Source organism: Amycolatopsis sp. NPDC024027 (genome assembly GCF_040638975.1).
GTDB lineage: Bacteria > Actinomycetota > Actinomycetes > Mycobacteriales > Pseudonocardiaceae > Amycolatopsis.
Genome location: NZ_JBEZYY010000001.1, coordinates 957044 through 983160 on the forward strand (window position 1 = coordinate 957044; position 26117 = coordinate 983160).

Sequence of the window (26117 nt, forward strand, 5' to 3'; positions counted from 1 at the left end):
CGCCCTTCCGTGGTGGTCCGCCGAGCATAGGCAACCCGCAAGTGGTCTCTGAAAATGATCAGAAATTGGCTCTCCTGAGCAGCCACTGGCCGACCTACGGTGGGCACGTGAGCGACTGGACCACGCGACCGACCCTCTCCGGCGAGCACGTCCGCCTGGAGCCCCTGACCCCCGAGCACGCCAAGGGCCTGTTCGAGGCCGGCACCGACCCGGGCATCTGGGCGTGGCTGAGCATCCGTCAGCCGGAGGATCTTCCCGCCGCCGAGCGGATGGTCGAGCAGGCCCTCGCCGACCCCGATCGCCGGCCCTTCGCGCAGATCGACGTCGCCTCCGGCCGCGTCGCCGGGACGACGTCGTACTACCAGGTCGTCGAGAAGCACCGGATCCTGTCGATCGGGCACACGTGGATCGGCGCGGACTGGCAGCGCACCGGACTGAACACCGAGTCGAAACTGCTGCTGCTGACGCACGCGTTCGAAACCCTTGGCGCGCAACGGGTCGCGTGGGAGACCGACATCCGCAACCTCCGCTCGCAACGCGCCATCGAACGCCTTGGCGCGCTTCGCGAAGGCGTGCTGCGGGCGCACCGGATCCGGCCGGACGGCTCGTCGCGCGACACCGTCACGTACTCGATGCTGGCGCCGGAGTGGCCGGCCGCGAAGGCCCGGCTGAACGAACGCTTAGTCACCGGGTCTCGCTTGGCGCGGTGAACCGGCCCGGCCGCGTGGGTGCAACCTTTTACAAGGCGGACTAACGTCGCTAGCGTGCCGCTAGCCGTCATGTCGGCGCACTACAGGAGGCCTTGCAACCATGACCGAGCAGTCCCCCGCCCTGGACAACCTGCTCACCGAGAGCCGCACCTTCCCGCCCGGCGACGAATTCGCCGGCCAGGCCAACGCGAAGGCCGACCTCTACGCCGAGGCCGACGCCGACCGCGAAGCGTTCTGGGCGAAGCAGGCCGAGCGGCTCACGTGGGACACGAAGTGGACCACGGTACTGGACTGGACCAATGCACCGTTCGCGAAGTGGTTCGTCGGCGGCAAGCTGAACGTCGCCTACAACTGCGTCGACCGGCACGTCGAGTCCGGCCACGGCGACCAGGTCGCGATCCACTGGGTCGGCGAGCCGGGTGACACCCGGGACATCACCTACGCCGAGCTGAAGACCGAGGTTTCCAAGGCCGCCAACGCACTCGCGTCGCTGGGCGTCACCGCCGGCGACGTCGTGGCGATCCAGCTGCAGATGGTGCCCGAGGCCATCTTCGCGATGCTCGCGTGCGCGCGGATCGGCGCGCTGCACAACGTCGTCTTCGGCGGCTTCTCCCCGACGGCGCTGCGGGCCCGCGTCGACGACGCCGCCGCGAAGGTCGTCATCACCTCCGACGGCCAGTTCCGCCGCGGCAAGGCCGCGCCGATGAAGGCCAACGTCGACGAAGCGCTCGAAGGCGCCGAAACCGTCGAGAAGGTCATCGTCGTGAAGCGCACGGGCGAGAAGCTCGAGGGCGAGGTGCCCTGGACCGACGGCCGCGACCTCTGGTGGCACGAGCTCGTCGACGGACAGTCCGAAGAGCACACTCCCGAAGCGTTCGACAGCGAGCACCCGCTGTTCATCCTCTACACGTCCGGGACGACCGGGAAGCCGAAGGGCATCCTGCACACCTCCGGCGGCTACCTGACGCAGACCGCGTACACCCACCACAACGTCTTCGACCACAAGGCCGGCGAAGACGTCTACTGGTGCACCGCGGACATCGGCTGGATCACCGGCCACAGCTACATCGTCTACGGCCCGCTCGCCAACCGCGTCACGCAGGTCGTCTACGAAGGCACGCCGAACACCCCGCACGAGGGGCGGCACTGGGAGATCATCCAGAAGTACAAGGTCTCCCTCTACTACACCGCACCGACGCTGATCCGCACGTTCATGAAGTGGGGTGCGGAAATCCCCGAGAAGTACGACCTGTCGTCGCTGCGGGTGCTGGGTTCGGTCGGCGAGCCGATCAACCCCGAGGCGTGGATCTGGTACCGCGAGAACATCGGCGCCGGGCGGACCCCGATCGTCGACACGTGGTGGCAGACCGAGACCGGCGCGATCATGATCTCGCCGCTGCCGGGCGTCACCTCGACGAAGCCGGGTTCCGCGCAGAAGGCGCTGCCGGGCATCTCCGCGAAGGTCGTCGACGACCAGGGCAACGAGGTCGGTCCGGGCGGCGGCGGGTACCTGGTGCTCGACAAGCCGTGGCCGTCGATGCTGCGCGGGGTCTGGGGTGACGAGGAGCGCTTCAAGGACACCTACTGGTCGCGGTTCAAGGACCAGGGCTTCTACTTCGCCGGCGACGGCGCGAAGTACGACAACGACGGCGACATCTGGCTGCTGGGCCGCGTCGACGACGTGATGAACGTGTCCGGCCACCGCATCTCGACGACCGAGGTCGAGTCGGCGCTGGTCTCGCACCCGACGGTGGCCGAGGCCGCGGTCGTCGGCGCGACCGACCCGACGACCGGCCAGGGCATCGTGGCGTTCGTGATCCTGCGCGGGAACGCCGTCGACGGTGGCGAAGAGGCCATCCAGGCGCTGCGCAACCACGTCGCGAAGGAGATCGGGCCGATCGCGAAGCCGCGGCAGATCATGGTCGTGCCGGAGCTGCCGAAGACGCGCTCGGGCAAGATCATGCGCCGCCTGCTGCGCGATGTCGCCGAGAACCGGCAGGTCGGCGACGTCACCACGCTGGCCGACTCGTCGGTGATGGAGCTGATCTCGTCGGGCCTGAAGTCGGGCAAGTCGGAGGAGTGAGCTAGCGTCTCCTGGAGTCAGAGCCCTTCCGGCTTCGCGCCGGGAGGGCTCTGTCATGACACCCCGCGTGGCGCGGCTCGAACGCATGTTCTACGCTGTGCCGCGAACCACACCCACTTCCCGGGCAAGGAGACGACACGACGATGACCGTGGATGTCCTGACGCACGACGAGGAAACGGCTTCGGCTCCGACCGAGGCTCCGGCTTCGACTCCGGAGGTTTCCGCCGACGAGGCGACCGTCACCGAGTCCGCGTCCCCGGCCTCCCCCTCGGAGGAGCCGGCTGAGCCGGCCGCCGAGGAAGAGGCCCCGAAGCCGAAGCGCGGCCGCCCGAAGGGTGCGGCGACGGCGTCGACGGCGAAGAAGACCCGCACGGTCGAGCTGATCCTGACCGTCACCGGCACCGCCGACGGCGAGTGGCAGGCCGAGCTGAAGAACGGCTCGAAGTGGGTCGCGAAGGGCCTCGAGATCCCGGCGGCGGCGGTGTCGCGCGCGGCCAAGGAGCTGCACGCGGACCTGTCGGGCCCGATCGACGAGGTGATCAACCAGGCCCGCGAGGCGCAGGCGGCGAAGGTCGCGGCGCTGGAGGCCGAGCTCGAGAAGGCCAAGCAGGCCCTCGCCGAGCTGGACGCCTGAGGCTTAACTCCGGGCTGAGCTCTATTCAGGAGGTGCCCGGTTCCGCATTGGCGGGGCCGGGCGTTTCCGCTCTTCAGGCGATCGGCGGACGCTCCGGCAGGGGTGACTTGAACTCGACCCACATGGAGTCCGCCAGCGCCTCGACGTGGTGGGACAACCCGCGCGGGTGCAGCACCGAATCCCCTGGTTCGAGCACCGCTTCCACGCCGTCGACCGCGCCACGCAAGCGGCCCGACAGGACGTAGACGATCGAGTCGTGGTCGTGCGCGTGCGTCGGTGACGACACGCCAGCCGGGTAGTGGATCAAGTAGGCCAGGCCGCTCGCCGCCTGCTCCAGCAGCCGGAACCGGCCCTCGCCGCCGAGTAGCGGCAGACCCTCCACCGTGACCAGCTGGTGCCACACCTGCTCTTCCATGCCGCCATCATGACCCGGCTCGGCTGAGAGTCCACACAGGACCACTTAGGTAAGGCAGCCGTTATTTAGGCGCACCTGCCAAAAGACCGAGTCTCGCCACGATTCCGCTTCCGTGTTTCACTGGTCCGGTGACCGAAACGATCGACGGTGACGCCGTGGAACACGCGCACGAACCGCACCAGGGCGTGGGCGGGAAGCTGAACTGGCTGCGGGCCGGGGTACTCGGGGCCAACGACGGCATCGTGTCCGTGGCCGGCATCGTCGTCGGCGTGGCCGGGGCGACGACGGAAAGCACCACGATCCTGACCGCCGGAATCGCCGGGCTCGTCGCCGGCGCCTTTTCCATGGCCGGCGGGGAATACGTTTCCGTGAGCACCCAGCGCGACACCGAACAGGCCTTGCTCCGGCTCGAAAAGCAGGAACTCAAGACGATGCCGGAGGCCGAGGAGCGCGAGCTCGCCGAAATCTACGAAGACAAGGGCCTCTCGCCGGAGCTGGCGAGCCAGGTCGCCCGCGAACTGACCGAAAAGGACGCCCTGCAGGCGCACGCGGAGGCCGAGCTCGGCATCGACCCGGACAACCTCACCAGCCCGTGGCAGGCCGCGTGGGCGTCACTCGTCGCCTTCTCGGTCGGCGCGCTGCTGCCGATCCTGTCCATCGCGTGGGCCGGCGTCTCCCTGCGGGTGTGGGCGTGTGCGGCCGCGGTCGTCGTCGGCCTCACGCTGACCGGGTGGGTCAGCGCGAGGCTCGGCGACGCGAACGTGGGGCGCGCGATCCTCCGGAACGTCGGCGTCGGCGCCCTCACCATGGTCGTGACCTACTTCGTCGGGGTGATCTTCGGGGTCACCGTCGGCTGACTCAGTGCACGCCCTTCATCAGCTTGCGGATGAAGGGGATGCCCAGGAACAGCAGCACGCCGACACCGATGGCGACCAAGCCGACCGTGCTGAAGTACGGCGCTTCGTCGTCGACCGAGTAGTACTCGGCGAGCTTGCCGGACATCGCCGTGCCGAACGAGATCGACAGGAAGTTCAGCGCCACCATCTGCGTCCGGAACGCCGCCGGCGCGAGCTTCGTCGACAGCGACAGCCCGACCGGCGAGAGGCACAGCTCGGCGATCGTGAACACGAACAGGATGCCGACCATCGCCAGGATCGGGCTCGCGTTCTTGCCGCTGCCCACCATCGGCAGGAACAGCAGGAACGCCGCACCCATCAGCACCGTGCCGAGGACGAACTTCATCGGCGTCGACGGCTGCCGCTCGCCGAGCTTCGTCCACAGCGCCGCGAGGATCGGGGCGAAGACGATGATGAACACCGGGTTGATCGAGTTGACCCAGGACACCGGCATCTCCCAGCCGAACAGGTTCCGGTTCAGCCGCTGGTCGGTGTAGGCCGCGACGACCGTGAACTGCTGCTGGTACAGCGAGAAGAACACCGCGCTGGCGATGAACATCGGGATGAAGGAGAACACCCGGCTGCGCTCGACGCCGGTGATCTTGCCGCTGGTCAGGATGACGAGGAAGTAGACCACCGAGATCACGCCGACCACCCACACGACGACGTCGGCGAGGTTGCCCGGGTTGACGACGCCGGTGACGACCAGCCCCACGACCGCGGCCACCAGCACGACGGCGGCGCCGATCGCCAGTACGCGCTGGGACGCCGGCAGCGGGTTCGGGACCTCCTTCGCCTTGTCGCCGAGGTTCTTGCGGCCGAACGTGTACTGGGTCAGGCCGAGGGCCATCCCGATCGCCGCGAGACCGAACCCGAGGTGGAAGCCGACCTGGGTCTGCGCCAGCCCGGTCAGCAGCGGGCCGACGAAACCACCGAGGTTGACGCCCATGTAGAAGATCGTGAAGCCCGCGTCGCGCCGCTCGTCGCCTTCGGCGTAGAGCGTGCCGACGATCGCCGTCGCGTTGGACTTCAGCCCGCCGCTGCCGACCGCGACGCACACGAGACCGACGCCGATGCCGGCCAGGCCCGGCAGCAGGGCCAGGCTGAGGTGGCCGATCATGATCAGCACGGCGCTGTAGAACAGCGTCCGCTCGGAGCCGAGAAGGCGGTCGGCCACCCACGCGCCGATGACGGCCGACAGGTACACCAGGCCGCCGTACGCGCCGACGATGCCGAGCGCGGACTCCTGCGCGAGACCCAGGCCACCCTGTTCGACCCGGTAGTACAGATAGATCGGCAGGATGCCGAGCATCCCGTAGTAGGAGAACCGCTCCCACATCTCGACGCCGAAGAGGTTCGCCAGTCCTCGTGGGTGCCCGAAGAACCTCGTGTCCTGCTGGACCTCGGTGGAGGTGCTCACAACTCGTCTTCCTTTTTCCAGGGAACTTCGTTGTCGATTGGCATGGTAGGAGCCCACCGCGTGACCCACCACCGGCACGACGTGTGGCGGCGGTCATGACAATGCGTGACAAAGAGCCGGTAAACTCCGACGAAGGTGCGCCGGGAAGCCTGGTCGGCAACAGTGATCAGCGACCCCTGGAGCCGCCCCGATGACCCGCCCGTTCAGCGAATTCGCCCGCTACCTGCGCACCGAGACGACCGGCGGCCTCATCCTGCTCGGCGCGACGGCGGTCGCGCTGCTCTGGGCCAACTCGCCGCTGCGGGACAGCTACCACGTGCTGCGCGACTTCCGGCTCGGCCCGGAGCTCCTGCACCTGAACCTGACGATCGGCGACTGGGCGAAGGACGGCCTGCTCGCCCTGTTCTTCTTCGTCGCCGGGCTGGAGCTCAAGCGCGAGCTCGTCATCGGCGAACTGTCCCGGCTCAAGCAGGCGGTCCTGCCGGTCGTCGCCGCGATCGGCGGCATGGTCGTGCCCGCGCTCGTCGCCCTGGCCGTCGGCTGGGGGACGCCGGGGATCGAGCGGGCCTGGGCGATCCCCGTCGCCACGGACATCGCGTTCGCCCTCGGCGTGCTGGCGCTGACGGCGTCCAACCTGCCCTCGAGCGCCCGCGTCTTCCTGCTTTCCCTGGCCGTGGTGGACGACCTCGGCGCGATCGTCGTCATCGCCGTGCTGTTCACGTCGGGCTTCAACCTGGTCGCGGTGGCCGTCGCCGTCGCCGCGCTCGCGCTGTACGCGTTCCTGCAGCACCGCCGGGTCCGGACGCCGTGGCTGTACGTCCCCCTGACGCTGGTCACCTGGGTCGCGGTGCACTCGGCGGGCATCCACGCCACGATCGCCGGCGTCGCGCTGGGCCTGCTCACCCGCGTCCGGGCCGACGAGGGCGAGGAGGAGGCGCCCGCGCTGCGGCTCGAGCACCGGCTCCAGCCGTGGTCGGCGGCCGTCGCCGTGCCGGTGTTCGCGCTGTTCGCGGCCGGGATCTCGATCAACGCCGACGCGCTCGGCGCGGTGTTCACCACGGCGTTGCCGCTCGCGGTCCTCGCCGGGCTGCTCGTCGGCAAGGTCGTCGGCATCCTCGGGGCCAGCCTGCTCGCCGTGAAGCTGCGCTTGGCGGAGAAGCCACGCGGGATGGGCTGGCGGGACCTGGCCGCGTTGTCCGTGCTCGGCGGGGTCGGCTTCACCGTGAGCCTGCTGATCGCGGAGCTGTCGCTGCCGGACGGCACCAGTGAGCTGGCGAAGGCCGCGGTGCTGATCGCGTCGGCGACGGCGTCCCTCCTGGCGGCGGCCTTGCTACTCCGTCGTAGCAAGGTTCATGCGCGATTCCCCGACACACGGTGACTCCGCCGCGCCCGGTAAAGGGACACATGGCACGATGACCCGGTGAGCAGCCCCAAGCACGAACGCACCGGCCCCGACGGCGTGGGGGCCGTGCCTTACCTCCCGCTGTCCTCCGCTTCCGACATCCCCGGCGACCAGTCGATCGGCCGGCTGGTCGGCGACGCGACCCAGCACATCTCCACCCTGGTCAGGGCCGAGATGGAACTGGCGAAGTCCGAGCTCGTCGGCGAGGTGAAGAAGGGCCTCAAGGGGGCCATCTTCTTCCTGATCGCGCTGACGGTCTTCCTGTACAGCACGTTCTTCCTGTTCTTCTTCGCGGCCGAGGGGCTGGCCGAGTGGGTGCGCTACCGCTGGATCGCCTTCGGCATCGTGTTCTTCCTGATGCTGATCGTCGCGGGCGTGGCCGGGTTCCTCGGCTACCGCAAGGTGAAGAAGTTCAAGGCACCGGAGCGGACCATCGCCAGCGTCAAGGAGACCGCGGCCGCGCTCAAGCCGCAGCGCGCGCCCGAAGCCGGCCTGACCACCCGCGACTGAAGTCGTTGCACGCGTCCCCCGACCCGTCGATCGTCCGGCTCGACGGCCCGTGGGTCCACCGCGACGTGTCCGCGAACGGCATCCGCCTGCACGTCGCCGAGCTCGGCGACGGGCCGGTCGTGGTGCTGCTGCACGGGTTCGCCGAGTTCTGGTGGACCTGGCACCACCAGCTGCCGGCACTGGCCGACGCCGGGTTCCGCGCGGTCGCCGTCGACCTGCGCGGCTACGGCGACTCGGACAAGCCGCCCCGCGGCTACGACGCGTGGACGCTCGCCGGTGACGTCGGCGGGCTGATCAAGTCGCTCGGGGCGCGCCGCGCGCACCTGGTCGGGCACGCCTGGGGCGGCATGCTCGCCTGGACGGTCGCGGCGCTGCACCCCCGGCTGGTGTCCTCGGTGACGGCGATCGGTGCCGCCCACCCGCTCGCCATGCGCTCGGGCGCGGCCCGTCCGTGGCGCGGCCAGGGCCGCGCGGCCGGGCACCTCTTCCGCTTCCAGGTGCCGATGGCGCCGGAGAAGTGGCTGGTGAAGGACGACGCCCAGGCCGTCGAGGACCTCTTCGGCGGCTGGGCCGGCCGTCGCTGGCGGTCCACTTCGGACTTCACCGGCAGTGTCGAGGCGTTCCGCCAGGCGATGCTCGTGCCCGGGGTCGCGCACAGCGCGCTCGAGTACTACCGGTGGGCCTTCCGCGCCCAGTTCCGCGGTGAGGGCCGCCGGTTCACCGACGCCGTGGGCGCCCGGATCTCCGCCCCGACGCTGCAGCTCCACGGCGCCGACGACACCTGCATCCTCCCGGAAACGGCGACGTCGTCGACGCGCTGGGCGGGCCCGCACGCCGAGCCGGAGATCTGGCCGGACGTCGGGCACTTCCCCCACCTCGAGGTGCCGGACCGCACGTCGGCGGCCCTGGCGGACTTCCTCAAGCGAGACTGATGGCGTTCTTCGCCCGCTCGACCGACTCCTCCGACGCCGGTCCTTCGGGATTTTCGGTGGCCAGCGCCTGGTTGAGCGCGACGAAGGGCCGCATCCGCCGCTCGTAGGCCGCGAAGGCCTCTTCGTGGGTGGCCCGGCCGAGTTCCTGCGCGAGAACGTACGCGCCGACGAGCGCGAGGCTCGTCCCCTGACCGGACAGCGCCGAGGCGCAGTAGCCGGCGTCGCCGACCAGCACGGCCCGGCCCGCCGACCAGCGGTCCAGGTGGATCTGGGCCATGGCGTCGAAGTAGAAGACGTCCGCGGCGGCCATCGCCTCCAGCAGCTTCGGCACCTCCCAGCCGATCCCGGCGAGCCGCTCGGCGATCATCCGCTTCTGCTCCGGGACGGTCATCCGCGGCAGCGGTTCCGAGCCGAAGCCGAGGGTCACGCGCAGCTCGGTGTTGTCCCGGACGGGGTAGGCCACGCCCCCGGTGTGCTCGTGCCGGAACCAGACCTGCCAGTCCTCGAGCCCCAGGAAGTTGGCCGTCGGGAAGATCGCCAGGTACTGGCCGAGGTGCCGGGTGAAGTCCTCCTCCGGGCCGAAGGCCAGCCGCCGCACCGCCGAGTGCAGGCCGTCCGCCCCGACGACCAGGTCGAACGTCCGGAAGCCGCCGCGCTCGAACTCGACGCGCACGCCGTGCGCCTCTTCGGTCAGCGCGGTGATCGCGTCGCCGAAGACGTACTCGACACCGGGCGCTTCCAGCAGCATCGCGACGACGTCGTCGCGCAGGATCTCGAAGTCGGCGCTGTCCAGCCGTCCGCTGGTGAAGGTGTGCTCTTCGGACCGGAACAGCTCGTGGCCGTCCCCGTCCACCATGGACATCCCGCGCATCCGGGTGCGCAGCGCGCGCATCCGGTCGCCGAGCCCCATTTCCTCGACGACGTCGAGCGCGACGCCGCGCACGTCGATCGCCTGGCCGCCGGTGCGCGGACCGGGCGCCCGCTCCACCACGGTCACCGCCCAGCCTTCGCGCGCCAGGAACCAGGCCAGGGTGCCGCCGGCCACACCGGCGCCGGAGATCAGGACGTTCCGCATTGTTTCCTCCCAGAGTCGTACGCTTGTACGCTCCACTGTGGAGAACACCCAGCCAGCAGGCCATTTCTGTACTAGCACAGATGGCTTTCTGTACTAGGTCAGGAGACCAGCGTGAAGTACGTGGCCATCGCCGACGCACTGCGGGAGCGGATCGCGCGGGGCGAGCTCCCGCCGGGTGCGCGGGTGCCCTCGACCCGGCGGCTCGCGGCCGACCACGGCGTCGCCATGGCGACCGCGGCGAAGGCGCTGGCCCAGCTGAGCCAGGAGGGCCTGGTCCGCGCGGAGCCGCGGTCCGGCACGGTCGTCGCCGACCGGGATCGCCGCGGTGGTTCTCCCGGGCTGACCCGCGAACGGCTCGTGCGGACCGCCATCGCCATCGCCGACACCGAGGGCCTCGGCGCGCTGTCCATGCGTGGCGTCGCGGCCCGGCTCGGGGTCGCGGCGATGGCGCCGTACCGGTACGTGCGCGGCAAGGACGAACTGGTGCTGCTCATGGCCGACGCCGCGTTCGGCGAGCGCGGCTACCCGGCCAAGCCGTCCGGCGACTGGCGCGAACGGCTGACGCTCGGCGGCCGCACGCTCTGGACGCTCTTCCGGCGGCACCCGTGGCTGGCCCAGCTCGGGCCGATCACCCGGCCGCTGCCCCTGCCCAACCTCGGCATGCACGGCGAATGGGCGCTGACGGCGCTGTCCGAGCTCGGCGTCGACGCGGCGACGCTGTGCGACCTGCACGTCCTGTTCTTCAGCTACGTCCAGGGCCTCGCGATCCACCTCGAACGCGAGCAGCACGCGCTGGCTTCGTCCGGGCTGTCCGAGGACCAGTGGATGGACCGCCAGCTCCCCTCGATGGGGCCGATGACCACGGGGCGCCCGGTGTTCGCCGAGATGCTCCGCGAACTCGAGCGGACCGGCTACGACCTGGTCCTGGACGACATCTTCGAGTCGGGCATGCGTGCCCTGCTGGACGGTCTTGCGCTGCGCTTCGGGCGTTAGGCCGCGCAGGAGCCGGTGGACACGTTCGTCGTCTGGGACGGGGCCGCGTCGACCTCGGCGCGCACCTGCTCGGCCGTCAGCGTGAAGCCGGTCTCCGGGTCCTCGACCGCCGCGCCGAAGACGACGCCGATGACCGTGCCGTCCGGGGTCACCATCGGGCCGCCGGAGTTGCCGCTGCGGATCTCGGCGCGGACCGTGAAGACGTCCCGCTGCACGGTGTTCGCCTCGTAGATGTCGGGGCCGCGCAGGTTGATCCGGCCGCGCACGCGGGCCGGCGTCGCCCGGTACGGGCCGTCGAGCGGGTAGCCGAGCACGACCGCGCTGTCGCCCGCGGTCGCCGTCTCCGGGGCGAACCGGAGCGGCTCGGCCTTCAGCCGCGGCACCGCGAGCACCGCGATGTCGACCTCCGGGTCGAAGTAGACGACGCGAGCGGGGTAGTCGCCCTGGGTCGTCTCGATGCCGACGGTGTCGGTACCGGCGACGACGTGCGCGTTCGTCATCACCCGCTGCGGCGCGATCACGAACCCGCTGCCCTCGAGCGAGCGCGAGCACGAACTCGCGCTGCCGCGGATCTTGACCACGCTGCCGTGCAGCTGCTGGACGATCTCGCTGCGCTGCAGCGCCGGGTCCGGCGGCGAGGTGTCCGCCGTCGGCGCCTTCTGGAACGGGTCCACGATGGAGGGGAAGCCGGACGCGTCGAGCAGCTTGCGCAGCTGGCTCGGGAAGCCCTGGGCGGCCTCCGGCATGGTGTCGTTGACCTTGCCGAGCACCACCGAGTTGTTGATCGCCTTGGCCAGCCACGGCGCGCCGGACACGGCCGTCAGCGGCGTCGCGATCAGCCACGCCACCACGAACACGACCAGGGCCTGCACGACCGCGCCGAGCGTCTTGTCGATGCCGGAGAGCTTGTCCGGGTTGATCTTCTGCCGCAGCCGGCGGCCCACGTAGACGCCGATCGCCTCGCCGAAGGCGACCAGGAAGACCACGGTCGCCACCGCGAAGGCGACCTTCCAGACCGGGTCGTCGAAGAACGAGACCACGACCGGCGCGAGCTTGATCCCGGCGACCGCCCCGAGCACGACGCCGACGAGCGACGGCAGCGCGATGATCACCCCCTGGTATGCGCCGGACACCGCCGCCAGCACGGCCAGCAGCAGCACCACGACATCGACCCAGTTCACCGCGTCACCCTTCCAACACTCGCGCCTGGAACGCGGCCAGCGCCTCGTCGAGGTCCCGGACGTCGCCCGGGTCCCATTCGCGCTCCCAGCCTCCCAGGCTCAGGAGCACCGACAGCAGCCCGGCGGTGAACCCCCACACGAACAGGCCGCCGACCTCGAAGGCCGGCCCCTTCCAGGGCATGCCCTTCTTCTGCACCGTGAACCGGTTGGCCGGGTCGACCAGGTCGGCGATGGCGACGCGCGCGACCGACGCCGTCTCGCCGGGGTCGACCGCGTGCACCGGCGACGGCTCCGCCCAGTGCGCCAGCACCGGCGTCACGGCGAACCCCGACACAGGCACGAACAGTTCCGGCAGCACCGCGATCGGCCGGACACCGGAGGGGACGACGCCGGTCTCTTCTTCGGCCTCGCGCAGCGCGGTCCCGACCGGGCCGCCGTCGCCGTCCTCGGCACCGCCGCCGGGGAAGGCGACCTGGCCGGCGTGCGAGCCCAGCGTGTCGGCGCGGCGCTGCAGCAGGATGTCCGGCTCGCCGTCGGCTTCGCGCTCGCCGAAGAGGATGAGCACCGCGGCGGGACGCGGGTAGGCGTCCTCGGGTGGGCTGAACCGCGTGAACGTCTTGGCATCGACCTCGCCGCTCACCTTGACCAGCGGCCGGAGCCACTCGGGAACCGACTCGGGTTCGACCAGTGGTCCGATCACCTTGCCCCCTCGACTGCCGCGCGCACCTGGTCAGTGTTCACGAACGAGCGAGGATTCGCGATGAACCGCACCTCACCGCCGGCGGTGACGAGGTAGGACGCCGGGAGTGCCGAAGGCACCTTCAACGCTGTCCGGACGGGCCCGCTCGAGCCGTCCCCGTCGAACACCGACGGCAGGTGCACACCCAGCTTCGCCAGCAGGTCCAGGCCGTCCTTCGCCGGGCTCTGCACCTGGACGCCGAGCACGCGCGCGGCACCCGGCTGCCGCGCGTACTCCTGGAGCACGGGCAGCTCGGTCCGGCACGGCTCGCACCACGACGCCCACACGTTGACCAGCACCGGAGCCCCCGCGAGGGCCTTGCCGACGTCGACGCGGACGCCGTCGCCGAGGCAGTCCGCCGTGACGCCTTCGAGCTGCTTCACCGGCTGCGCCGGCGCCGGTGCCGGGCACGGCTGGAGCGCCGCCGCGGCCCGGGCGGGCGCCAGGTCCCCCGACGGCTTCGCGGCCGGGGCGTCACCTCCGCGCGGCAGCAGCGCGACGATCAGCGCCACCCCCAGCACGGCGGCGGCCAGCGCCCACTTGGTGACTCTCGTCACCGAGGCGCAGCCAGGGCCAGGATGTGGTCCTTCTCGACGCCCTTGACCAGCTTCGCGGCTTCGTCGAACCCGGTCGGCCCGGTGCCGTACGACGGGCAGTCCTTGGCCAGCGGGCAGGCGCCACAGGCCGGCTTCTTGGCGTGGCAGACGCGGCGGCCGTGGAAGATCACCCGGTGCGAGAGCATCGTCCACTCCTTGCGGGGGATCAGCTCGCCGATCGCGTGCTCGACCTTGACCGGGTCCTCCTCGGTCGTCCAGCCCCAGCGCCGGACCAGCCGGCCGAAGTGGGTGTCGACGGTGATGCCCGGGATGTCGAAGGCGTTGCCGAGGACGACGTTGGCGGTCTTGCGGCCGACGCCGGGCAGGGTCACGAGGTCCTCGAGCTTGGCCGGGACCTCGCCGTCGAAGCGCTCGACCAGCGCCGCGCCGAGGCCCATCACGGAGTTCGCCTTGGCCCGGTAGAAGCCGGTGCTCCGGAGGTACTCCTCGAGCTCGGTGCGGTCGGCGCCGGCGTAGTCGGCGGCGGTCCGGTAGCGCTTGAACAGCGCGGGCGTGACGAGGTTCACCCGGACGTCGGTGGTCTGGGCGGACAGCACGACCGCGACCAGCAGTTCCAGTGGTGTGGTGAAGTCGAGCTCGCAGTGGGCGTCCGGATACACGTCGTCGAGGCAACGCTTCATCCGCCTGGCGCGTCTCACCAGAGCTAACCGGCTTTCACCAGCGCCCGCACGGGGGGCGTTCGTGGTGGCAGGTGGCACCCCGATAGCCTACGGGCGCCGTCGGACGAGCCGGGCACTGCACCGGTGGACGACCGACACGCCAGAGCACCACCTCGGCGCGTTTTCCGGCCGCCATGAGCGAGGATCTGGAGTACATGCTTCTCACTGAGTGTTTCGGGGTCCGGTCATGACCGTCTGGTTCGTCATCCTGGTCCCCCTGGTCATCATGTTCTTCGCGCTCTTCATGGAGCGGGTGGAGAGCAGGCTCAAGCACGTCGCGGTGCAGGAGAACGAGGTCGAAGAGTTCCTCGAGCAGGCGCAGCCCAACGAGGTCAGGGCGCTCTACGGGCACGGCATCGGCCGCGCGCTGGAGCTGTTCCGGCTGCGTAGGCTGGGCGGACGGGCAGCCAGGCTACGCGCGCGTCGCGTGCGGAGTTAGGCTCCACGTTCGAACGAGATCGTTTCCGCCGTGCGCGAGTCCGGCGAGCGATCTCGGGAGTACGCCCTAGACTGACGCGCAAGTGATCGGCGTCACGCTCCTCCAGCCAAGAGGGAGCGTGATCGTTTCTCGACGAGGAGGCACCCGAGGTGGACGAAACCCTGGCCCGTGCGGGCATTTTCCAGGGTGTGGAGCCGGCAGCGGCGGAGGCGCTGGCCCAGACCTTGGAATCCGTGGAGTTCCCCCGCGGCCATGTCATCTTCAACGAGGGTGAACCCGGCGACAAGCTGTACATCATCCAGTCCGGCAAGGTGAAGATCGGCCGCAAGTCCCCGGACGGCCGCGAGAACCTGCTGGGCATCTTCGGCCCGTCCGACATGTTCGGCGAGCTGTCCATCTTCGACCCCGGCCCCCGGACGTCGAGCGCGACCACGGTCACCGAGGTCCGCGCGGTCACCATGGACCGCCCGGCCCTGCGCCAGTGGATCTCGACCCGCCCGGAGATCGCCGAGCAGCTGCTGCGCGTCGTCGCGCGCCGCCTGCGCCGGACGAACAACATGGTCGCCGAGCTGATCTTCACCGACGTCCCGGGCCGCGTGGCGCGGGCGCTGCTGCAGCTCGCGCAGCGGTTCGGCAGCCAGGAGGCGGGGCTGCTGCGGGTCACGCACGACCTGACCCAGGAAGAGATCGCCCAGTACGTCGGGGCGTCGCGCGAGACCGTCAACAAGGCGCTCGCCGACTTCGCCCACCGCGGCTGGCTGCGGCTCGAGGGCAAGAGCGTGCTGATCCTGGACCCGGAGCGCCTGGCCCGTCGCGCTCGCTGAGTCTTCTCAAGAAGAAGGCCTCCTCACCCCGGCGGGTGAGGAGGCCTTCTTCTTGCCTCACAACTCTTCTTGACACATAACAAAGAGCCGGGCGCCACCCCCGACGTGGCGCACCGGCTCTTCGTTGTTGCGCGGACCATCCCCCGACGATCCGCGCTCCCCGCCCTCCGGGCCAGGCCCCGACCCGTGTGCCGGAGGGAGCTGGGTTTTTCTGTGCTGTTGTTCAACCATCACGGCCCATACCCACGAATTCAAGGCCATTCACTCTCAAGGACGCCGCCTGGGCCGTTTCGTTGCAGGAGTCCACAGAGAATATCGTGAGTGTTACCTGATCGAGACCCTTCGCCTCGATCCGAAGACCTGCCACCAGTCTGCCGGTGACACACCTGACCGTCAAATAACTGGTACTGACGTACCAGTATGCGGCATACTTGTACGCGTGTCCCAGTCTGTCTCGCACCACGAAAGCCGCACGTCTCTCGCCGACTACCGCACCGCGCTGACGACCCGCGCGGCCCGGTGGCCCGTCGTCGCGGCCGTGCTCGCCCGCCTGCCGATCGCCATGATCGGCATCTCCGCCCTGCTCTACGTCCAGCGCGAGACGGGCTCCTTCGCCATCGCCGGGCTCGTTTCGGCCGGTTCACTCGTCGGTGTTTCGGTGGGTGCGGTGGTGCAGGGCAGGCTGATCGACCGGTTCGGGCCGACGCGGCCGCTGCTCGTCGTCGCGGTCCTGCTGGCGCTGTCGATGAGCGCGCTGGTCACGGCCATCGAGTCGCACGCCGCGACCGCCGTGCTGGTCCCGCTCGCCACCCTCACCGGGCTGACCGAGCCGATGGTCGGGTCGGCGTCGCGGGCGCTGTGGGGGCGGCTGCTCCCGCCGGGCGGCCCGCGCAACGCCGCCTACTCGTACGAGGCGATCAGCATGGAGGTCTTCTTCATCCTCGGCCCCGGCGTGGCCGGGCTGCTGGTCATGGCGCCGTGGGCGGGCACCGGCCTGGTGCTCGGGGTCGCCCTGCAGTTCACCGGGGCGGTGCTGTTCGCGCTGAGCCCGGCCGTGCGGCAGTGGGGCCCGGTTCCGGGTTCTTCGGGGTCGCTGCTGGGCGCGCTGGCCGGCCCGGGCATGCGCACGCTGGCCATCGCCGCGCTGGGCTTCGGCGTCGTGATCGGGTTCGTCGAGGTCGCCGTGCCGGCGGCGGCCACCGAGGCAGGCTCCCCTTCGACGGGCGGGTTGCTGCTGTCGGCGTGGTCGCTGAGCTCGGTGGCGTTCGGCGTCGCCTACAGCCTGCGCCCGTGGCCGCGGCAGCTGGGCGTGCGGCTGCCGGTGCTGCTGGGCGGGTTCGGTGCGCTGGTCGCGCTGCTCGCGTGGCCGTCTTCGCTGTGGGGCTTGGCGCTGATGATGCTGCTGGCGGGCGCGTTGATCACGCCGCAGTCGACGGCCCACTCGACGGCGATCGAGGTGGTCGCACCCGCGGGGACGGCGGCGGAGGCGTTCGGCTGGGTCCTCACCGCCGTGACGCTGGGGCTGGCGGCCGGCCAGTCGATCAGCGGGTACGTCGTCGAGCACGCCGGCCCGGGCGTGGCCTTCCTGGCGGCGAGCGTGGCCGGGCTGGTGCTCGCGCTGGTCGTGTGGCTGCTGCGCGGCACGGTCCGGGCTCCCCGCTCCGCGCCGGTTCCCGAGCTGGTCAACGCGTAGTCCGGCGGTTTTTGTCGGTGCCGGCCGCTACCTTCCGGGCATGGACGTCACCGCGCCTGCCCACCGCCTCTCGGCGGCCGTCTCCGCCGCGTCACGCCTGCTGCCCGCCCGCGCCGGGCTGCGGCTGGCGGCGGACGCGGCCGGGCTGACGGTCGCCGGCGCGGCGCCGGACCTCGCCGTCCGCTTCGGCTGCCCGGCGACCACGCACACGGACGGCTCGGTCGTCATCCCCGCGGCCCCGCTGGCGGAGACGCTGAAGGTGCTCGACACGGAACTGGTCCGCCTGGTCGTCGAAGGCACCCGCCTGGCGTTGCGGCTGGACAACGCCCGGTTCGCGCTGCCGCTGCTGCCCGAAACCGGTGTCGTTCCGGACCCACCGGCCCAGGTGTCCGAAGTAGCCGGAGCGGCGTTCGCATCGGCGTTGCGGATCGTCGCGGGCACGGCGGCGAAGGACGACCCGCTGCCCCTGTTCACGGGGGTCCGCGTCCAGGCAGCCGGCACCGGCCTGACGTTGACGGCATCGGACCGCTACCGGATGGCCGTGGCCCGGCTGCCGCTGTCGTCGCCGGGTTCCCTGGACGTCCTGGTCCCGGCGGCACTGCTGTCGGAGGCGGCCCGGCAGGCGCGCGGGCGGGTGGGCCTGCACATCGGCCCGGGCCGCTTCGGGGTGAGCTGGCAGGAGGGCCTGGTCGCGACGGCGGTCCTCGACGCGGGCTTCCTGTCGGAGGACTCGATCCCCTCGGGCGCGGTGGACACAACGGTGACGCTGCCGGCGGAAGCGCTGGCGGCGGCGGTCCGCCGGGTGGGGGTGTACGCGGAGGACAGGCGAGTCCTGACCCTGGAGGTCGGCGACACGCAGGTCCGCTTGGCGAGCGCGCGGCAGGACACGGGCGAGGCGGAGGAAGTGCTGAAGGCCGACGTCAGCGGCGGGCGCACGTCGCCGTCGTTCCAGGCGCGGTACCTGCTGGACGCGCTGGCGGCGTTCGCGGGTGAGCGGGTGGTGCTGTCGATCCAGCCGGGGATGCGGGCGTGCATCCTGCGGGCTGTGGAGCCCGGGGAGGTGGAGCTGACGTACTACCTGATGCCGATGCTCAGCCGATGATCCCGGCCAGATCCCGGAGGACGACTTCGGCCGCCGGTCCGGCGGTGAACTGGCTGACGGTCAGCGCGGCGCTGCCGAAGCGTTGCTCGTAGGCGTGCCGCAGATGGGGTGCGGATCGGCTCCGGGCCGCCTTGCGCCGCCGCGGTCAGCACCTGGGTACGGCTCAAGTGGTGCTGCTCGCCGTTGAGTACGAAGTCGATCGCGCGCTCGTCTTCCACAGGCAGTGAGTCGCCTTCTCTGCGTCCCGCGCTACACGGTGCCGAAGCGCTTCACGGTCCGGATCATCGGGGCCGTCTCCACTGCCTGCACCCCCGGCAACCCGCCCAGGTCGTCGGCCAAATACGAATACAGGGCCGCGTCGTCGCGGCAGCCGACGTTCGCCACCAGGTTGGCCGGGCCCGTCGTGGCCGCCGCGAACGCTACCTGCGGGTGGCCCGCCAGCGCCTGGCCCGCCGACTCCAACGCCGAGGGCGCCACCGTCAGCCACAGCGTTGCCGTCAGGGGGTAGCCCAGCAGGGCCGCGTCCACCTCCACGTCGAAGTACAACGCTCCCGATGCTCGCAACGCCTCCAGGCGACGGCGGACCGTCGACTCCGAACGACCGCACGCCGCCGCCAATGTCGATATGTCGGCTCGGGCGTCGTGGGCCAAGGCGGCCAGCAACGCCGTGTCCTCCGGCTCGGGCCGGTAGGGACCGCCCGAAGGAGTGCGGCGCAACGAAGACACCTCCGAAGCCGACAGCGCGCCGGCGCGGCCCGCCCAGCCCGCCGGGCCGCCCGCGAACCGGCGTAGCAGCCGGTACGCCGTCATCGACACCACCCGTGGCGTCCGCGGCAGCTGCCCCAGCAACAAGCCGTCCGCCTGCTCCCGCAGTGGCGCGCGGACGAAGCACACGATCTCCGTCCCGCCGGACATCAGGCTCACCCACTGCGTGTCGTCCCGCCGGGCCAGCCCCGCCGCGATCGCCGCCGCCGCGTCGGGGACGCACCGCAGCCGCACCAGCCAATGAACCTGGCCCAGCGGGGCCGCCTCCGGGACGCCGACGACTCGGAGCACTCCCGAAGACCGCAGCTTCCGGTAGCGGCGCGCGATCGTCTGGTCCGAGACACCCAGCACCGACGCGATCGTGCTGAACGACGCCCGGCCGTCCAGCTGCAGCGCGTGCGCCAAGCGGCGGTCCAACTCGTCCAGGAGCCCGGATTCCACCAAAAGAGCCTAAGAGATGTCGGATTTCGAGCACAATCGCACCGTGGAGGGAAGAAGGACGGCGCGAGGACCACGATCGACGTCATGCACATCGACCACACGGTCTTCCTGACCAGGAACTACGCCGACACCTGGCGGTGCTACGAACAACTCGGCTTCACGCTGAGCCCGCCGTCCCGGCACTTCGCGGCCGTCAGCGACCGGAGCGAACCGGTTCCGAGCTGCACGGCGAACCGCTGCGCCTACTTCGGCGGCTCGTTCCTCGAGCTGATCGGGATCGTCGACGAGGAAGCCGGCGACCCGTGGCGCGTGCTGCCGATCGTCGACGCCCGCGGCGACGGCCTGCACGGCTGCTCCTTCGGCGTCGACGACTCCGACGCGGCCGAGACGCGGCTGCGAGAAGCGGGCCTCTCGACGTCCGGCGTGCTGAAGCTGCAACGTGACGTCGAGGTGCCGGAAGGCACCCGCACCGCGCGGTTCCGCAGTGTCCACATCAGACGTGACCGCACCCCCGAAGGCATCCTGCACACCGCCGAGCACCTCACCCCGGAGTACGTCCACCAGCCGCGCTACCTCGGCCACCCCAACGGTGCCCGAAGCGTCGCCGGGATCGTCCTCGTGGTCCCGGACGAAGAAATAGCCGCCTACCAGCAACGCTACGACGTCATCACCGGCGGCCGGCGGCTGGTCGGCATCGTCGGGGTGAGCGACCTCGACGCCGTCCTGCCCGGCGAAACCCCGCGGAAGCTGCCGTACTTCGCCGCACACGGCGTTGTGGTTGCCGACCTCGCGAAAGCGCGGCGGCTGGTCGAGGAGCACGTCCCGGCCACCACCCGCGACCGCGGGTTCTTCGTCCGCGCCGAGGACGCGGGCGGCGCCGCACTGTACTTCGAAGAGGAGGCACGATGATCGTCGAAACCACCACCGGCCGGGTCCGTGGCGAACAGGGCGCGTTCAAGGGAATCCCGTACGCCACCGCGAAACGCTTCGAAAGGCCGGCGCCTCCGGAGCCGTGGACCGGCGTCCGTGACGCGCTCGAAGCCGGCCCCGCCGCACCTCAGCCGCCGTCACGGCTGGAGCACGCGCTCGGGCCGATGCCCCTGCCGCAGAGCGAAGATTGCCTGTCCCTCAACGTCTTCACGCCGTCGACCACCGGGAGCCGGCCGGTGCTGGTGTGGATCCACGGCGGCGGGTTCACCAGCGGCTCCGGCGGCCAGGTCTGGTACACCGGCACGCGCCTGGCCCGCGACGCCGACGCCGTCGTCGTGACGCTCAACTACCGGCTCGGCGCCCTCGGCTTCGCCGCGCTGGACGGCGTCCCGCCGAACCTCGGGATCGCCGACCAGCTCGCCGCACTGGAATGGGTGCGGGACAACATCGCCGCGTTCGGCGGGAACCCGGCCGAGGTCACGCTCGGCGGGCAGTCGGCCGGAGCGCAGTCGACACTCGCCTTGTGGTCGTCGCCGCGCACCCGGGGCCTCATCAAGCGGATCGCCGTGCAGAGCGCACCCCTCGGGATGCGACCGTCCACATGGGAGGAAGCGAACCGGAACGCCCGGGCACTGGAAGACTTCCGGGACGCCCCGGTGGAACGGCTGCTCGCCGCGCAGGTTTCCGTACCGGGGAAGCCCGGCTCGCTCGAACCGCCGTTCCAGCTGGTGGCCGACGGAGACCTCGTCGCCGAGGACCTCGTCGAGGCCGCGCCGGAAGGGCCGGCCCTGATCAGCTGGACCCGCGAGGAGCTACGCGCCTTCGTCCCCGACGCGCCGCAAGACGTCATCGACGCCGGAAACGGCTTCTTCACCAGCGACCGGCTGGCGGAGAAGCTCGGCGCCTTCACCTACCGATTCGACTGGCAGGCCCCGGGCAACCGGTTCGGCGCCTGCCACTGCATCGACATCCCGTTCCTCTTCGGCACCCACGACGTCTGGGACGCGCCCATGCTCGCCGGCGCCCCGAAGGGCCTCGAGAACGAGACCGGCCTGCGCGAGGTGTGGGCCGCTTTCCTCCACGGAGAACGGCCCAGCGCACTCACCCCGCCGAAGCTGAAGCTGCCTTGACCGCCGCCTCGACCTCGGCGAAGGAGGGGTTGACCATCGCCCGGGAGCCGACGATCACCGTCGGCACGGTCTCGTTGCCGTTCGCGACCTCGCGCACCCGCGCGGCCGCCGCCGGGTCCTCCCAGATGTTGATCGCGCGGATGTTGAAGCCGCTCTTCGACAACGGGCGCTCGAGCGCGGCGCAGAACCCGCATCCCGGCCGCCAATAGAACTCGACCTCGACGTTGCTCATCCGTTCTCCTCCGACCGCAAGTAGTCCAGCTGCGCCTGCACGCTCCACTCGGCGGGCGCCCACAGCGCCCGGTCGACGTCGGCGTACACGACCTCGACGACCTGGCGCGGGGTGGCGTCCGCCCCGAGCGTCTTCAAGGCCGAACGCACCTGGTCGAGCCGCTGTTCCCGGTGGGCGAGGTATTCGCGCGCGGTCGCGGGCAGATCGGGGAGCTCCGGGCCGTGACCGGGCAGGCCGGCCGTCCCGGCCGGCAGCTCGATCAGCTTCCGCAGCGAACGCAGGTAGTCGCCGAGGTCGTGCAGCACCGTCGTGCCGCGCCCGAGGATGGTGTCGCCGGTCAGCACCTGGCCATCGAGGACCAGCGACACCGAGTCGTCGGTGTGCCCGGGGGTGTGCAGGACACGGAGGCTAAGGCCACCCGCGGAGAGCACTTCGCCGTCCACAAAGGACGGGGCACCGAGGCACAGCGCGGGGTCGAACGCCCGCACCGGCGCACCGGTGCGCTCGGCGAACCACGGCGCGCCCTCGGCGTGGTCGGGGTGGCAGTGCGTGAGCAGGATCAGCTCCACCGCGCCGACCCCGGCCAGCAGCTCGAGGTGCTCGAGGTCGCGGTAGCCCGGATCGACGACCACGGCCGGACTCGACGGCGTCGCCCGCAGCACCCAGCTGTTGGTGCCTTCGAGCGTCATCGAGGACGGGTTGTTCTCCAGCAGCACCGACGCCGTCGCGGACACCTGGCGCAGCACGCCGTACGCGGGGGCGCTCATCGCCGCTCCAGCACGACGCGGACGTGGTCGTTCTCGCGGACCAGCGTCGGGGCGATCCGGACGATTTCGCGCGGGGCGTTCAGGACATCGTCGGCGGTGGCGAACGCCGCCAGCTCGCTCAGCGTCAGCCACGTCGGCGGCATCAGCATCCGGCGGCCCTCGCGCGCGTCGGCGATGGCGTCTTCCGGGCGCTGCCAACCGGAACTCGACGCCTCCGAAGTCGCCCCATCGGCCTCTTGGCCTTCGGGCAGCTTCGCGACGTAGAACCGGGTGTCGTACCGGCGCGGCTCCTGCTCGGGCGTGATCCAGTGCGCCCACGGGCGCAGCAGATCGGCCCGCAGCGTCAGGCCCGCGCCGGCGAGGAACCCGGCCAGCGACACCTCCCGCGTCTCCAGGGCCTGGCGGGCCGCCGCGTACGGCGTGACGTCGGTGAGCACCGCGTCCGCGCCGCCCGCGAGCAGCACGCCGGACTCCTCGAACGTCTCGCGCACGGCCGCGCAGGTCAATGCCCGCGCGAGCGCGTCGTCGCAGCCGAACCGCGAAGCCCACCACGACGGGTCGGGCCCGGCCCACGCCACCGACGTGTCGGCGTCGCGCCGGTCGACGCCGCCGCCGGGGAAGACGGTCATCCCGCCCGCGAACGGCATGCCCTTGACCCGGTGCTGGAGGAAGACCTCGACGCCGTCGGCGCCGTCACGGACCAGGATGACGGTGGCCGCGTCCTTCGGCGTCGCCGGCGGGCCGTCGGCGTTGGCGCGGGTGGCGACCCCGGCACCGACCGGGATGTCGAAGACGAACTCCGTTGGCTGCTCCACCCGGGCAACATACCTCCGCCACCCGACGTCCCGTCGCGCAGTTGTGGCACGCCGGACACGGAAAAGGCGGCACCTCCCGGAGGGGAAGTGCCGCCTTCTCACGAAAAGCGTCCTACGGAGCGGTCCAGCCGCGCTGGTCACCACCGGAGCGGGACGCGCCGTTGAGGCGCATCTTCGCCGCCTCGGCCCGTTCGCGCTCGGCCAGCTCGGCGTGCAGCTCACGCAGCAGCGCCCGGTCGCGCTCGCTCAGGCTCGGGTCGTCCAGGTCCAGCGCCGGCAGCTCGACGACCTCGTGCATCGACGGCTTGCCCGCGGCGATCTCGCGGCCCTTCTCCGGGTCCTCGGCCAGCGCCTGCCGCAGCTGCGCCACCTCGGCCGGGGTCAGGTCGGCGGTGCGCTCCGCCCGCGTCTCGGACCGCGCCTTGCGGGGCGGCTCGGGTGCGGGCGGCGGCGACACGATCGGCACCACCGGGGCGACCGGCTCGACCGGCGCCGTCGTGGTGCTGCTCGACCGCATGCTGTGCCGGCTGCCCGACTCCGAGAGCGGCTCCGACGTCACCGGGGGCGGCGGCTTCACGGGCTCCGAGCGGTACGACGAACTCGACGTCGTGCTCCCGGTCACCCAGGCCGGCGACGCGGCGGCCGAAGCGGCCTGGTGGTACTCGGAGTGCGCGACGCCGGGGCCGCTGACCTCGACGACCGAGTGGATCCCGGCCCGGCGCAACGCCGTGTCGACGCGGAAGGCGACGGCGGGCGGGTTGCCCTCCGGCCCCAGCTCGACGAGCACCACCCGCTGCGGCAGCGCGCCCGGCACGCTGCCGGCCGGGGTGTTGCGCCACACCGCGTGCACCGACCGGACGTCCGGCAGCACCTGCAGGGTCCGGTCGAGCGCCTCGGCGATGCCGAACTCCGGGGCGTTCTCGCCGGTGAACCGGTGCGTGCTGACCGGCTCGGCCTCGTCGACCAGCAGATCGTTCGCCAGCGTCGCGTCCGACCGGCTCATCTCGAGGACCAGCGCCAGCTCGCGCTGCTCGGCGGAGCTGACCGGGATCCGGCCCGCGATGAGCGTGCCGGTGGTCAGCTCGACCGCCTCGTCGATGTGGGCCCGGGCGATCAGCTCACGAGCTTCCGTGAGCGCGCTGTCGTCGATCCGGCCCGCCAGGGCCAGCAACAGGTTGTGCAGGCGCAGGGGCACCGAGAACCCGTCCATGGGCGGGCCGTCGTGGACCTCCACCATTGCCTTGCTCCCTCCCAGCTCGCTGGCGGGCGAGCGTTATGCGGCTACTAGCCGGCTTCCCGTCACCGCGCCCACGCAGACCAGCTCTGAGTCGGCCAGCGCGGCCCGGTGGTAACCCGGCAGGTCGAAGCGCGGCGGGATGACCTCGACGCTGGGCTCTTCGTCGCCCAGAACGCGCAGCACGCGCTGCAGTTCGCCGGTCAGCCTCGGCAGCCCCGCCTGCGCGGTGATGAGCAGGACGCGCTTGGCGGTCCCCTGCCCGACCACACCGACGTGTCGCCAGCTCTGCCGCACTTCCCCCACGTCCGGGCGACCCCGCAACGTTGCGTGGATCAGAACGGACACGGAGTCGACCGAGTTAACCCATTCGGGCGCACTCGACGTGAATGTGTACCGGTTCTCGGAGACGTCGTCTACCCCCAGCGTCGAACTGACCTGGTGCCAGTCGGCGCCGTGCGGGATGAGCCCGGCCACGAGCAGGCGGTACTCCGTCTGGTCGAGGTCAATCCTGTGCTTAAGCAAAGACCTCGGCAGGGTCCGGGCGAGGGTGCCCATGGCACCTTCGCCGAGCCAGTCGCGGAACCGCCACAGCAGCTGGTCGGGCAGCCGCCCGGCGAGCCGGATCAGCAGCTCGTGGGTGGACTGCTCGATGTCCGGGTCCATCACTGCACCTCCACGATCAGTTCGACCTCCACCGGCGAGCCGATGGGCAGCTCCGCGACACCGACGGCCGAGCGGGCGTGGATGCCCGCGTCGCCGAAGACCTCGCCGAGCAGTTCGGATGCGCCGTTGACGACCGCGGGCTGACCGGTGAAGCCCTCCGCGGAAGCCACGAAGCCGACAACCTTGACGATCCGCGCGACGTTGTCAATGCCGACCAGGGCGTGCACGGCCGCGAGCGCGTTGAGCGCCGAGGTGCGGGCGTGACCCTTCGCCTCTTCGGGGCTGATCTCCGCGCCGACTTTGCCGGTCGCGGCGAGCACGCCGTCGACGAAGGGCAGCTGGCCGGAGGTGTAGACGTGCTTCCCGCTCTGGACGGCGGGCACGTACGCGGCCAGCGGGGCCGCGACGCCGGGCAGCTCGATGCCGAGCTCCTTCAGCCGTTCGCTCCAGGTCACCGGGTCAGCCCTTCGGACGCTTCAGGTAGGCGACGTGCTGCTCGCCGCTCGGGTTCGGCAGCACGGTGACCAGCTCCCAGCCGTCCTCGCCCCACTGGTCGAGGATCTGCTTCGTGGCGTGGATCAGCAGAGGGACGGTGGCGTACTCCCACTTGGTGGCGCTCATGGACCGGAGCGTAGCCAAGCGGGCAAGACCGCCGGGGAGCGCCGCCGGATTTCGGTCCGCGACGCGCCGTCGCCACCCCGGACTGTGGCCCATCTCACGCCGACCCGGGCGGCACGGCCCGATGGGGCGCCGGCCGGCGAAGGTCGCGAATGACTCATTCGGGACGTCGGAGGTCCCGAATGAGTCATTCG

The 26117-nt window shown here is 71.1% G+C and carries 29 protein-coding genes; 14 read left to right on the plus strand and 15 right to left on the minus strand.

From position 1 onward, the window contains the following. The first annotated feature begins 107 nt into the window (after nt 1-107). The 3 genes from AB0F52_RS04645 to AB0F52_RS04655 all read left to right on the plus strand — a co-directional run bounded on the left by AB0F52_RS04645 (nt 108) and on the right by AB0F52_RS04655 (nt 3428). Nucleotides 108-710: a GNAT family protein gene (locus tag AB0F52_RS04645; RefSeq protein WP_360164499.1), complete on the plus strand. Its 603-nt coding sequence runs from the start codon at nt 108-110 to the stop codon at nt 708-710. 100 nt (nt 711-810) lie between these two features. Further along, complete coding sequence (gene acs / locus AB0F52_RS04650; protein WP_360164501.1) at nt 811-2793, plus strand: acetate--CoA ligase; 1983 nt, start codon at nt 811-813, stop codon at nt 2791-2793. A 143-nt stretch (nt 2794-2936) separates the two neighbouring features. Then, nucleotides 2937-3428, plus strand: a complete 492-nt coding sequence (locus AB0F52_RS04655) for a DUF6319 family protein (protein WP_360164503.1) — start codon at nt 2937-2939, stop codon at nt 3426-3428. Between the two features lie 73 nt (nt 3429-3501). Here the strand turns inward: AB0F52_RS04655 and AB0F52_RS04660 are convergent, their stop codons facing one another. Next, nucleotides 3502-3843 (minus strand): cupin domain-containing protein, encoded by a 342-nt coding sequence (locus AB0F52_RS04660; protein WP_360164505.1) that lies wholly within the window; start codon nt 3841-3843, stop codon nt 3502-3504. Nucleotides 3844-3971: 128 nt separating this feature from the next. On the opposite strand from AB0F52_RS04660, the gene AB0F52_RS04665 reads away from it, so the two are divergent. Beyond that, nucleotides 3972-4700: a VIT family protein gene (locus tag AB0F52_RS04665; RefSeq protein ID WP_360164507.1), complete on the plus strand. Its 729-nt coding sequence runs from the start codon at nt 3972-3974 to the stop codon at nt 4698-4700. A 1-nt stretch (nt 4701) separates the two neighbouring features. Here the strand turns inward: AB0F52_RS04665 and AB0F52_RS04670 are convergent, their stop codons facing one another. Then, the gene (locus tag AB0F52_RS04670; protein ID WP_360164509.1) at nt 4702-6159 is read right to left on the minus strand and encodes a peptide MFS transporter; all 1458 of its coding nucleotides are present in this window, start codon (nt 6157-6159) and stop codon (nt 4702-4704) included. Between the two features lie 190 nt (nt 6160-6349). Here AB0F52_RS04670 and nhaA point away from each other — a divergent pair, with 190 nt between their 5' ends. Genes nhaA through AB0F52_RS04685 form a run of 3 tightly spaced genes read left to right on the plus strand, consistent with a single transcriptional unit; the run spans nt 6350 to nt 9003 of the window. Next, nucleotides 6350-7537 carry a Na+/H+ antiporter NhaA gene (gene nhaA / locus AB0F52_RS04675; RefSeq protein ID WP_360164511.1) on the plus strand — a complete coding sequence of 396 codons (1188 nt, stop codon included), beginning with the start codon at nt 6350-6352 and terminating at the stop codon, nt 7535-7537. A 42-nt stretch (nt 7538-7579) separates the two neighbouring features. After that, nucleotides 7580-8071, plus strand: coding sequence for a phage holin family protein (locus tag AB0F52_RS04680; RefSeq protein ID WP_360164513.1), 492 nt, complete (start codon nt 7580-7582; stop codon nt 8069-8071). A 5-nt stretch (nt 8072-8076) separates the two neighbouring features. Further along, complete coding sequence (locus AB0F52_RS04685; RefSeq protein ID WP_360164515.1) at nt 8077-9003, plus strand: alpha/beta hydrolase; 927 nt, start codon at nt 8077-8079, stop codon at nt 9001-9003. Here the strand turns inward: AB0F52_RS04685 and AB0F52_RS04690 are convergent. Continuing rightward, nucleotides 8990-10078 (minus strand): FAD-dependent monooxygenase, encoded by a 1089-nt coding sequence (locus AB0F52_RS04690; RefSeq protein WP_360164517.1) that lies wholly within the window; start codon nt 10076-10078, stop codon nt 8990-8992. The two genes, AB0F52_RS04685 and AB0F52_RS04690, sit on opposite strands and share 14 nt — an antisense overlap. 111 nt (nt 10079-10189) lie before the next feature. Between AB0F52_RS04690 and AB0F52_RS04695 the strand changes: the two genes are divergently transcribed. After that, a complete protein-coding gene (locus AB0F52_RS04695; protein WP_360164519.1) occupies nt 10190-11071 on the plus strand; it encodes a GntR family transcriptional regulator in 882 nt (293 codons plus the stop codon). Here the strand turns inward: AB0F52_RS04695 and AB0F52_RS04700 are convergent. The 4 genes from AB0F52_RS04700 to nth are packed head-to-tail and all read right to left on the minus strand — an operon-like array spanning nt 11068 to nt 14228. Continuing rightward, complete coding sequence (locus AB0F52_RS04700; RefSeq protein ID WP_360164521.1) at nt 11068-12252, minus strand: MarP family serine protease; 1185 nt, start codon at nt 12250-12252, stop codon at nt 11068-11070. The genes AB0F52_RS04695 and AB0F52_RS04700 overlap by 4 nt on opposite strands. Before the next feature lie 4 nt (nt 12253-12256). Then, nucleotides 12257-12952, minus strand: a complete 696-nt coding sequence (locus AB0F52_RS04705; RefSeq protein WP_360164523.1) for a CoA pyrophosphatase — start codon at nt 12950-12952, stop codon at nt 12257-12259. Continuing rightward, the gene (locus tag AB0F52_RS04710) at nt 12949-13548 is read right to left on the minus strand and encodes a TlpA disulfide reductase family protein (protein WP_360164525.1); all 600 of its coding nucleotides are present in this window, start codon (nt 13546-13548) and stop codon (nt 12949-12951) included. The genes AB0F52_RS04705 and AB0F52_RS04710 overlap by 4 nt, the downstream gene beginning before the upstream one ends. Then, nucleotides 13545-14228, minus strand: a complete 684-nt coding sequence (nth, locus tag AB0F52_RS04715) for an endonuclease III (RefSeq protein ID WP_103340139.1) — start codon at nt 14226-14228, stop codon at nt 13545-13547. The genes AB0F52_RS04710 and nth overlap by 4 nt, the downstream gene beginning before the upstream one ends. A 226-nt stretch (nt 14229-14454) precedes the next feature. On the opposite strand from nth, the gene AB0F52_RS04720 reads away from it, so the two are divergent. From AB0F52_RS04720 to AB0F52_RS04735, 4 genes are all read left to right on the plus strand, one after another. Then, nucleotides 14455-14706, plus strand: coding sequence for a hypothetical protein (locus tag AB0F52_RS04720; RefSeq protein ID WP_013230551.1), 252 nt, complete (start codon nt 14455-14457; stop codon nt 14704-14706). A gap of 149 nt (nt 14707-14855) precedes the next feature. Then, on the plus strand, nt 14856-15530 hold the full coding sequence (locus tag AB0F52_RS04725; RefSeq protein WP_003081747.1) for a Crp/Fnr family transcriptional regulator: 675 nt from the start codon (nt 14856-14858) through the stop codon (nt 15528-15530). 439 nt (nt 15531-15969) lie between these two features. After that, nucleotides 15970-17223, plus strand: coding sequence for an MFS transporter (locus tag AB0F52_RS04730; protein WP_360164528.1), 1254 nt, complete (start codon nt 15970-15972; stop codon nt 17221-17223). 40 nt (nt 17224-17263) lie between these two features. Further along, complete coding sequence (locus AB0F52_RS04735) at nt 17264-18325, plus strand: DNA polymerase III subunit beta (RefSeq protein ID WP_360164530.1); 1062 nt, start codon at nt 17264-17266, stop codon at nt 18323-18325. Nucleotides 18326-18574: 249 nt separating this feature from the next. On the opposite strand, the gene AB0F52_RS04740 is transcribed toward AB0F52_RS04735, so the two are convergent. Beyond that, entirely contained in the window at nt 18575-19531 is a 957-nt protein-coding gene (locus AB0F52_RS04740; RefSeq protein WP_360164532.1) for an Lrp/AsnC family transcriptional regulator, read from the minus strand. A gap of 84 nt (nt 19532-19615) precedes the next feature. Here AB0F52_RS04740 and AB0F52_RS04745 point away from each other — a divergent pair, with 84 nt between their 5' ends. After that, nucleotides 19616-20440: a VOC family protein gene (locus AB0F52_RS04745; protein ID WP_360164534.1), complete on the plus strand. Its 825-nt coding sequence runs from the start codon at nt 19616-19618 to the stop codon at nt 20438-20440. Next, nucleotides 20437-21591, plus strand: a complete 1155-nt coding sequence (locus AB0F52_RS04750) for a carboxylesterase family protein (protein ID WP_360164536.1) — start codon at nt 20437-20439, stop codon at nt 21589-21591. The genes AB0F52_RS04745 and AB0F52_RS04750 overlap by 4 nt, the downstream gene beginning before the upstream one ends. Here the strand turns inward: AB0F52_RS04750 and AB0F52_RS04755 are convergent. The 7 genes from AB0F52_RS04755 to AB0F52_RS04785 all read right to left on the minus strand — a co-directional run bounded on the left by AB0F52_RS04755 (nt 21563) and on the right by AB0F52_RS04785 (nt 25926). After that, on the minus strand, nt 21563-21823 hold the full coding sequence (locus AB0F52_RS04755; RefSeq protein WP_360164538.1) for a glutaredoxin domain-containing protein: 261 nt from the start codon (nt 21821-21823) through the stop codon (nt 21563-21565). The two genes, AB0F52_RS04750 and AB0F52_RS04755, sit on opposite strands and share 29 nt — an antisense overlap. Further along, nucleotides 21820-22590 (minus strand): MBL fold metallo-hydrolase, encoded by a 771-nt coding sequence (locus tag AB0F52_RS04760; protein ID WP_360164540.1) that lies wholly within the window; start codon nt 22588-22590, stop codon nt 21820-21822. Before AB0F52_RS04760 ends, AB0F52_RS04755 begins: the two co-directional genes overlap by 4 nt. After that, on the minus strand, nt 22587-23405 hold the full coding sequence (locus AB0F52_RS04765; protein WP_360164542.1) for an NUDIX hydrolase: 819 nt from the start codon (nt 23403-23405) through the stop codon (nt 22587-22589). Before AB0F52_RS04765 ends, AB0F52_RS04760 begins: the two co-directional genes overlap by 4 nt. 112 nt (nt 23406-23517) lie before the next feature. After that, nucleotides 23518-24642, minus strand: a complete 1125-nt coding sequence (locus AB0F52_RS04770) for a hypothetical protein (RefSeq protein ID WP_360164544.1) — start codon at nt 24640-24642, stop codon at nt 23518-23520. 36 nt (nt 24643-24678) lie between these two features. Then, on the minus strand, nt 24679-25305 hold the full coding sequence (locus AB0F52_RS04775; protein ID WP_103340174.1) for a hypothetical protein: 627 nt from the start codon (nt 25303-25305) through the stop codon (nt 24679-24681). Then, nucleotides 25305-25760 (minus strand): RidA family protein, encoded by a 456-nt coding sequence (locus tag AB0F52_RS04780; RefSeq protein WP_103340129.1) that lies wholly within the window; start codon nt 25758-25760, stop codon nt 25305-25307. Before AB0F52_RS04780 ends, AB0F52_RS04775 begins: the two co-directional genes overlap by 1 nt. Nucleotides 25761-25764: 4 nt before the next feature. Then, complete coding sequence (locus AB0F52_RS04785) at nt 25765-25926, minus strand: DUF4177 domain-containing protein (RefSeq protein ID WP_003068074.1); 162 nt, start codon at nt 25924-25926, stop codon at nt 25765-25767. Nucleotides 25927-26117 lie beyond the last annotated feature (191 nt).

What these genes read in the sequence shown, in the direction of transcription:
- acs (WP_360164501.1), top strand. Translation starts at nt 811, where the DNA reads ATGACCGAGCAGTCCCCCGCCCTGGACAACCTGCTCACCGAGAGCCGC.
- AB0F52_RS04655 (WP_360164503.1), top strand. Translation starts at nt 2,937, where the DNA reads ATGACCGTGGATGTCCTGACGCACGACGAGGAAACGGCTTCGGCTCCG.
- AB0F52_RS04660 (WP_360164505.1), bottom strand. Translation starts at nt 3,843, where the DNA reads ATGGAAGAGCAGGTGTGGCACCAGCTGGTCACGGTGGAGGGTCTGCCG.
- nhaA (WP_360164511.1), top strand. Translation starts at nt 6,350, where the DNA reads ATGACCCGCCCGTTCAGCGAATTCGCCCGCTACCTGCGCACCGAGACG.
- AB0F52_RS04690 (WP_360164517.1), bottom strand. Translation starts at nt 10,078, where the DNA reads ATGCGGAACGTCCTGATCTCCGGCGCCGGTGTGGCCGGCGGCACCCTG.
- nth (WP_103340139.1), bottom strand. Translation starts at nt 14,228, where the DNA reads ATGAAGCGTTGCCTCGACGACGTGTATCCGGACGCCCACTGCGAGCTC.
- AB0F52_RS04720 (WP_013230551.1), top strand. Translation starts at nt 14,455, where the DNA reads ATGACCGTCTGGTTCGTCATCCTGGTCCCCCTGGTCATCATGTTCTTC.
- AB0F52_RS04735 (WP_360164530.1), top strand. Translation starts at nt 17,264, where the DNA reads ATGGACGTCACCGCGCCTGCCCACCGCCTCTCGGCGGCCGTCTCCGCC.
- AB0F52_RS04745 (WP_360164534.1), top strand. Translation starts at nt 19,616, where the DNA reads ATGCACATCGACCACACGGTCTTCCTGACCAGGAACTACGCCGACACC.
- AB0F52_RS04750 (WP_360164536.1), top strand. Translation starts at nt 20,437, where the DNA reads ATGATCGTCGAAACCACCACCGGCCGGGTCCGTGGCGAACAGGGCGCG.
- AB0F52_RS04755 (WP_360164538.1), bottom strand. Translation starts at nt 21,823, where the DNA reads ATGAGCAACGTCGAGGTCGAGTTCTATTGGCGGCCGGGATGCGGGTTC.
- AB0F52_RS04760 (WP_360164540.1), bottom strand. Translation starts at nt 22,590, where the DNA reads ATGAGCGCCCCCGCGTACGGCGTGCTGCGCCAGGTGTCCGCGACGGCG.
- AB0F52_RS04770 (WP_360164544.1), bottom strand. Translation starts at nt 24,642, where the DNA reads ATGGTGGAGGTCCACGACGGCCCGCCCATGGACGGGTTCTCGGTGCCC.
- AB0F52_RS04775 (WP_103340174.1), bottom strand. Translation starts at nt 25,305, where the DNA reads ATGGACCCGGACATCGAGCAGTCCACCCACGAGCTGCTGATCCGGCTC.
- AB0F52_RS04785 (WP_003068074.1), bottom strand. Translation starts at nt 25,926, where the DNA reads ATGAGCGCCACCAAGTGGGAGTACGCCACCGTCCCTCTGCTGATCCAC.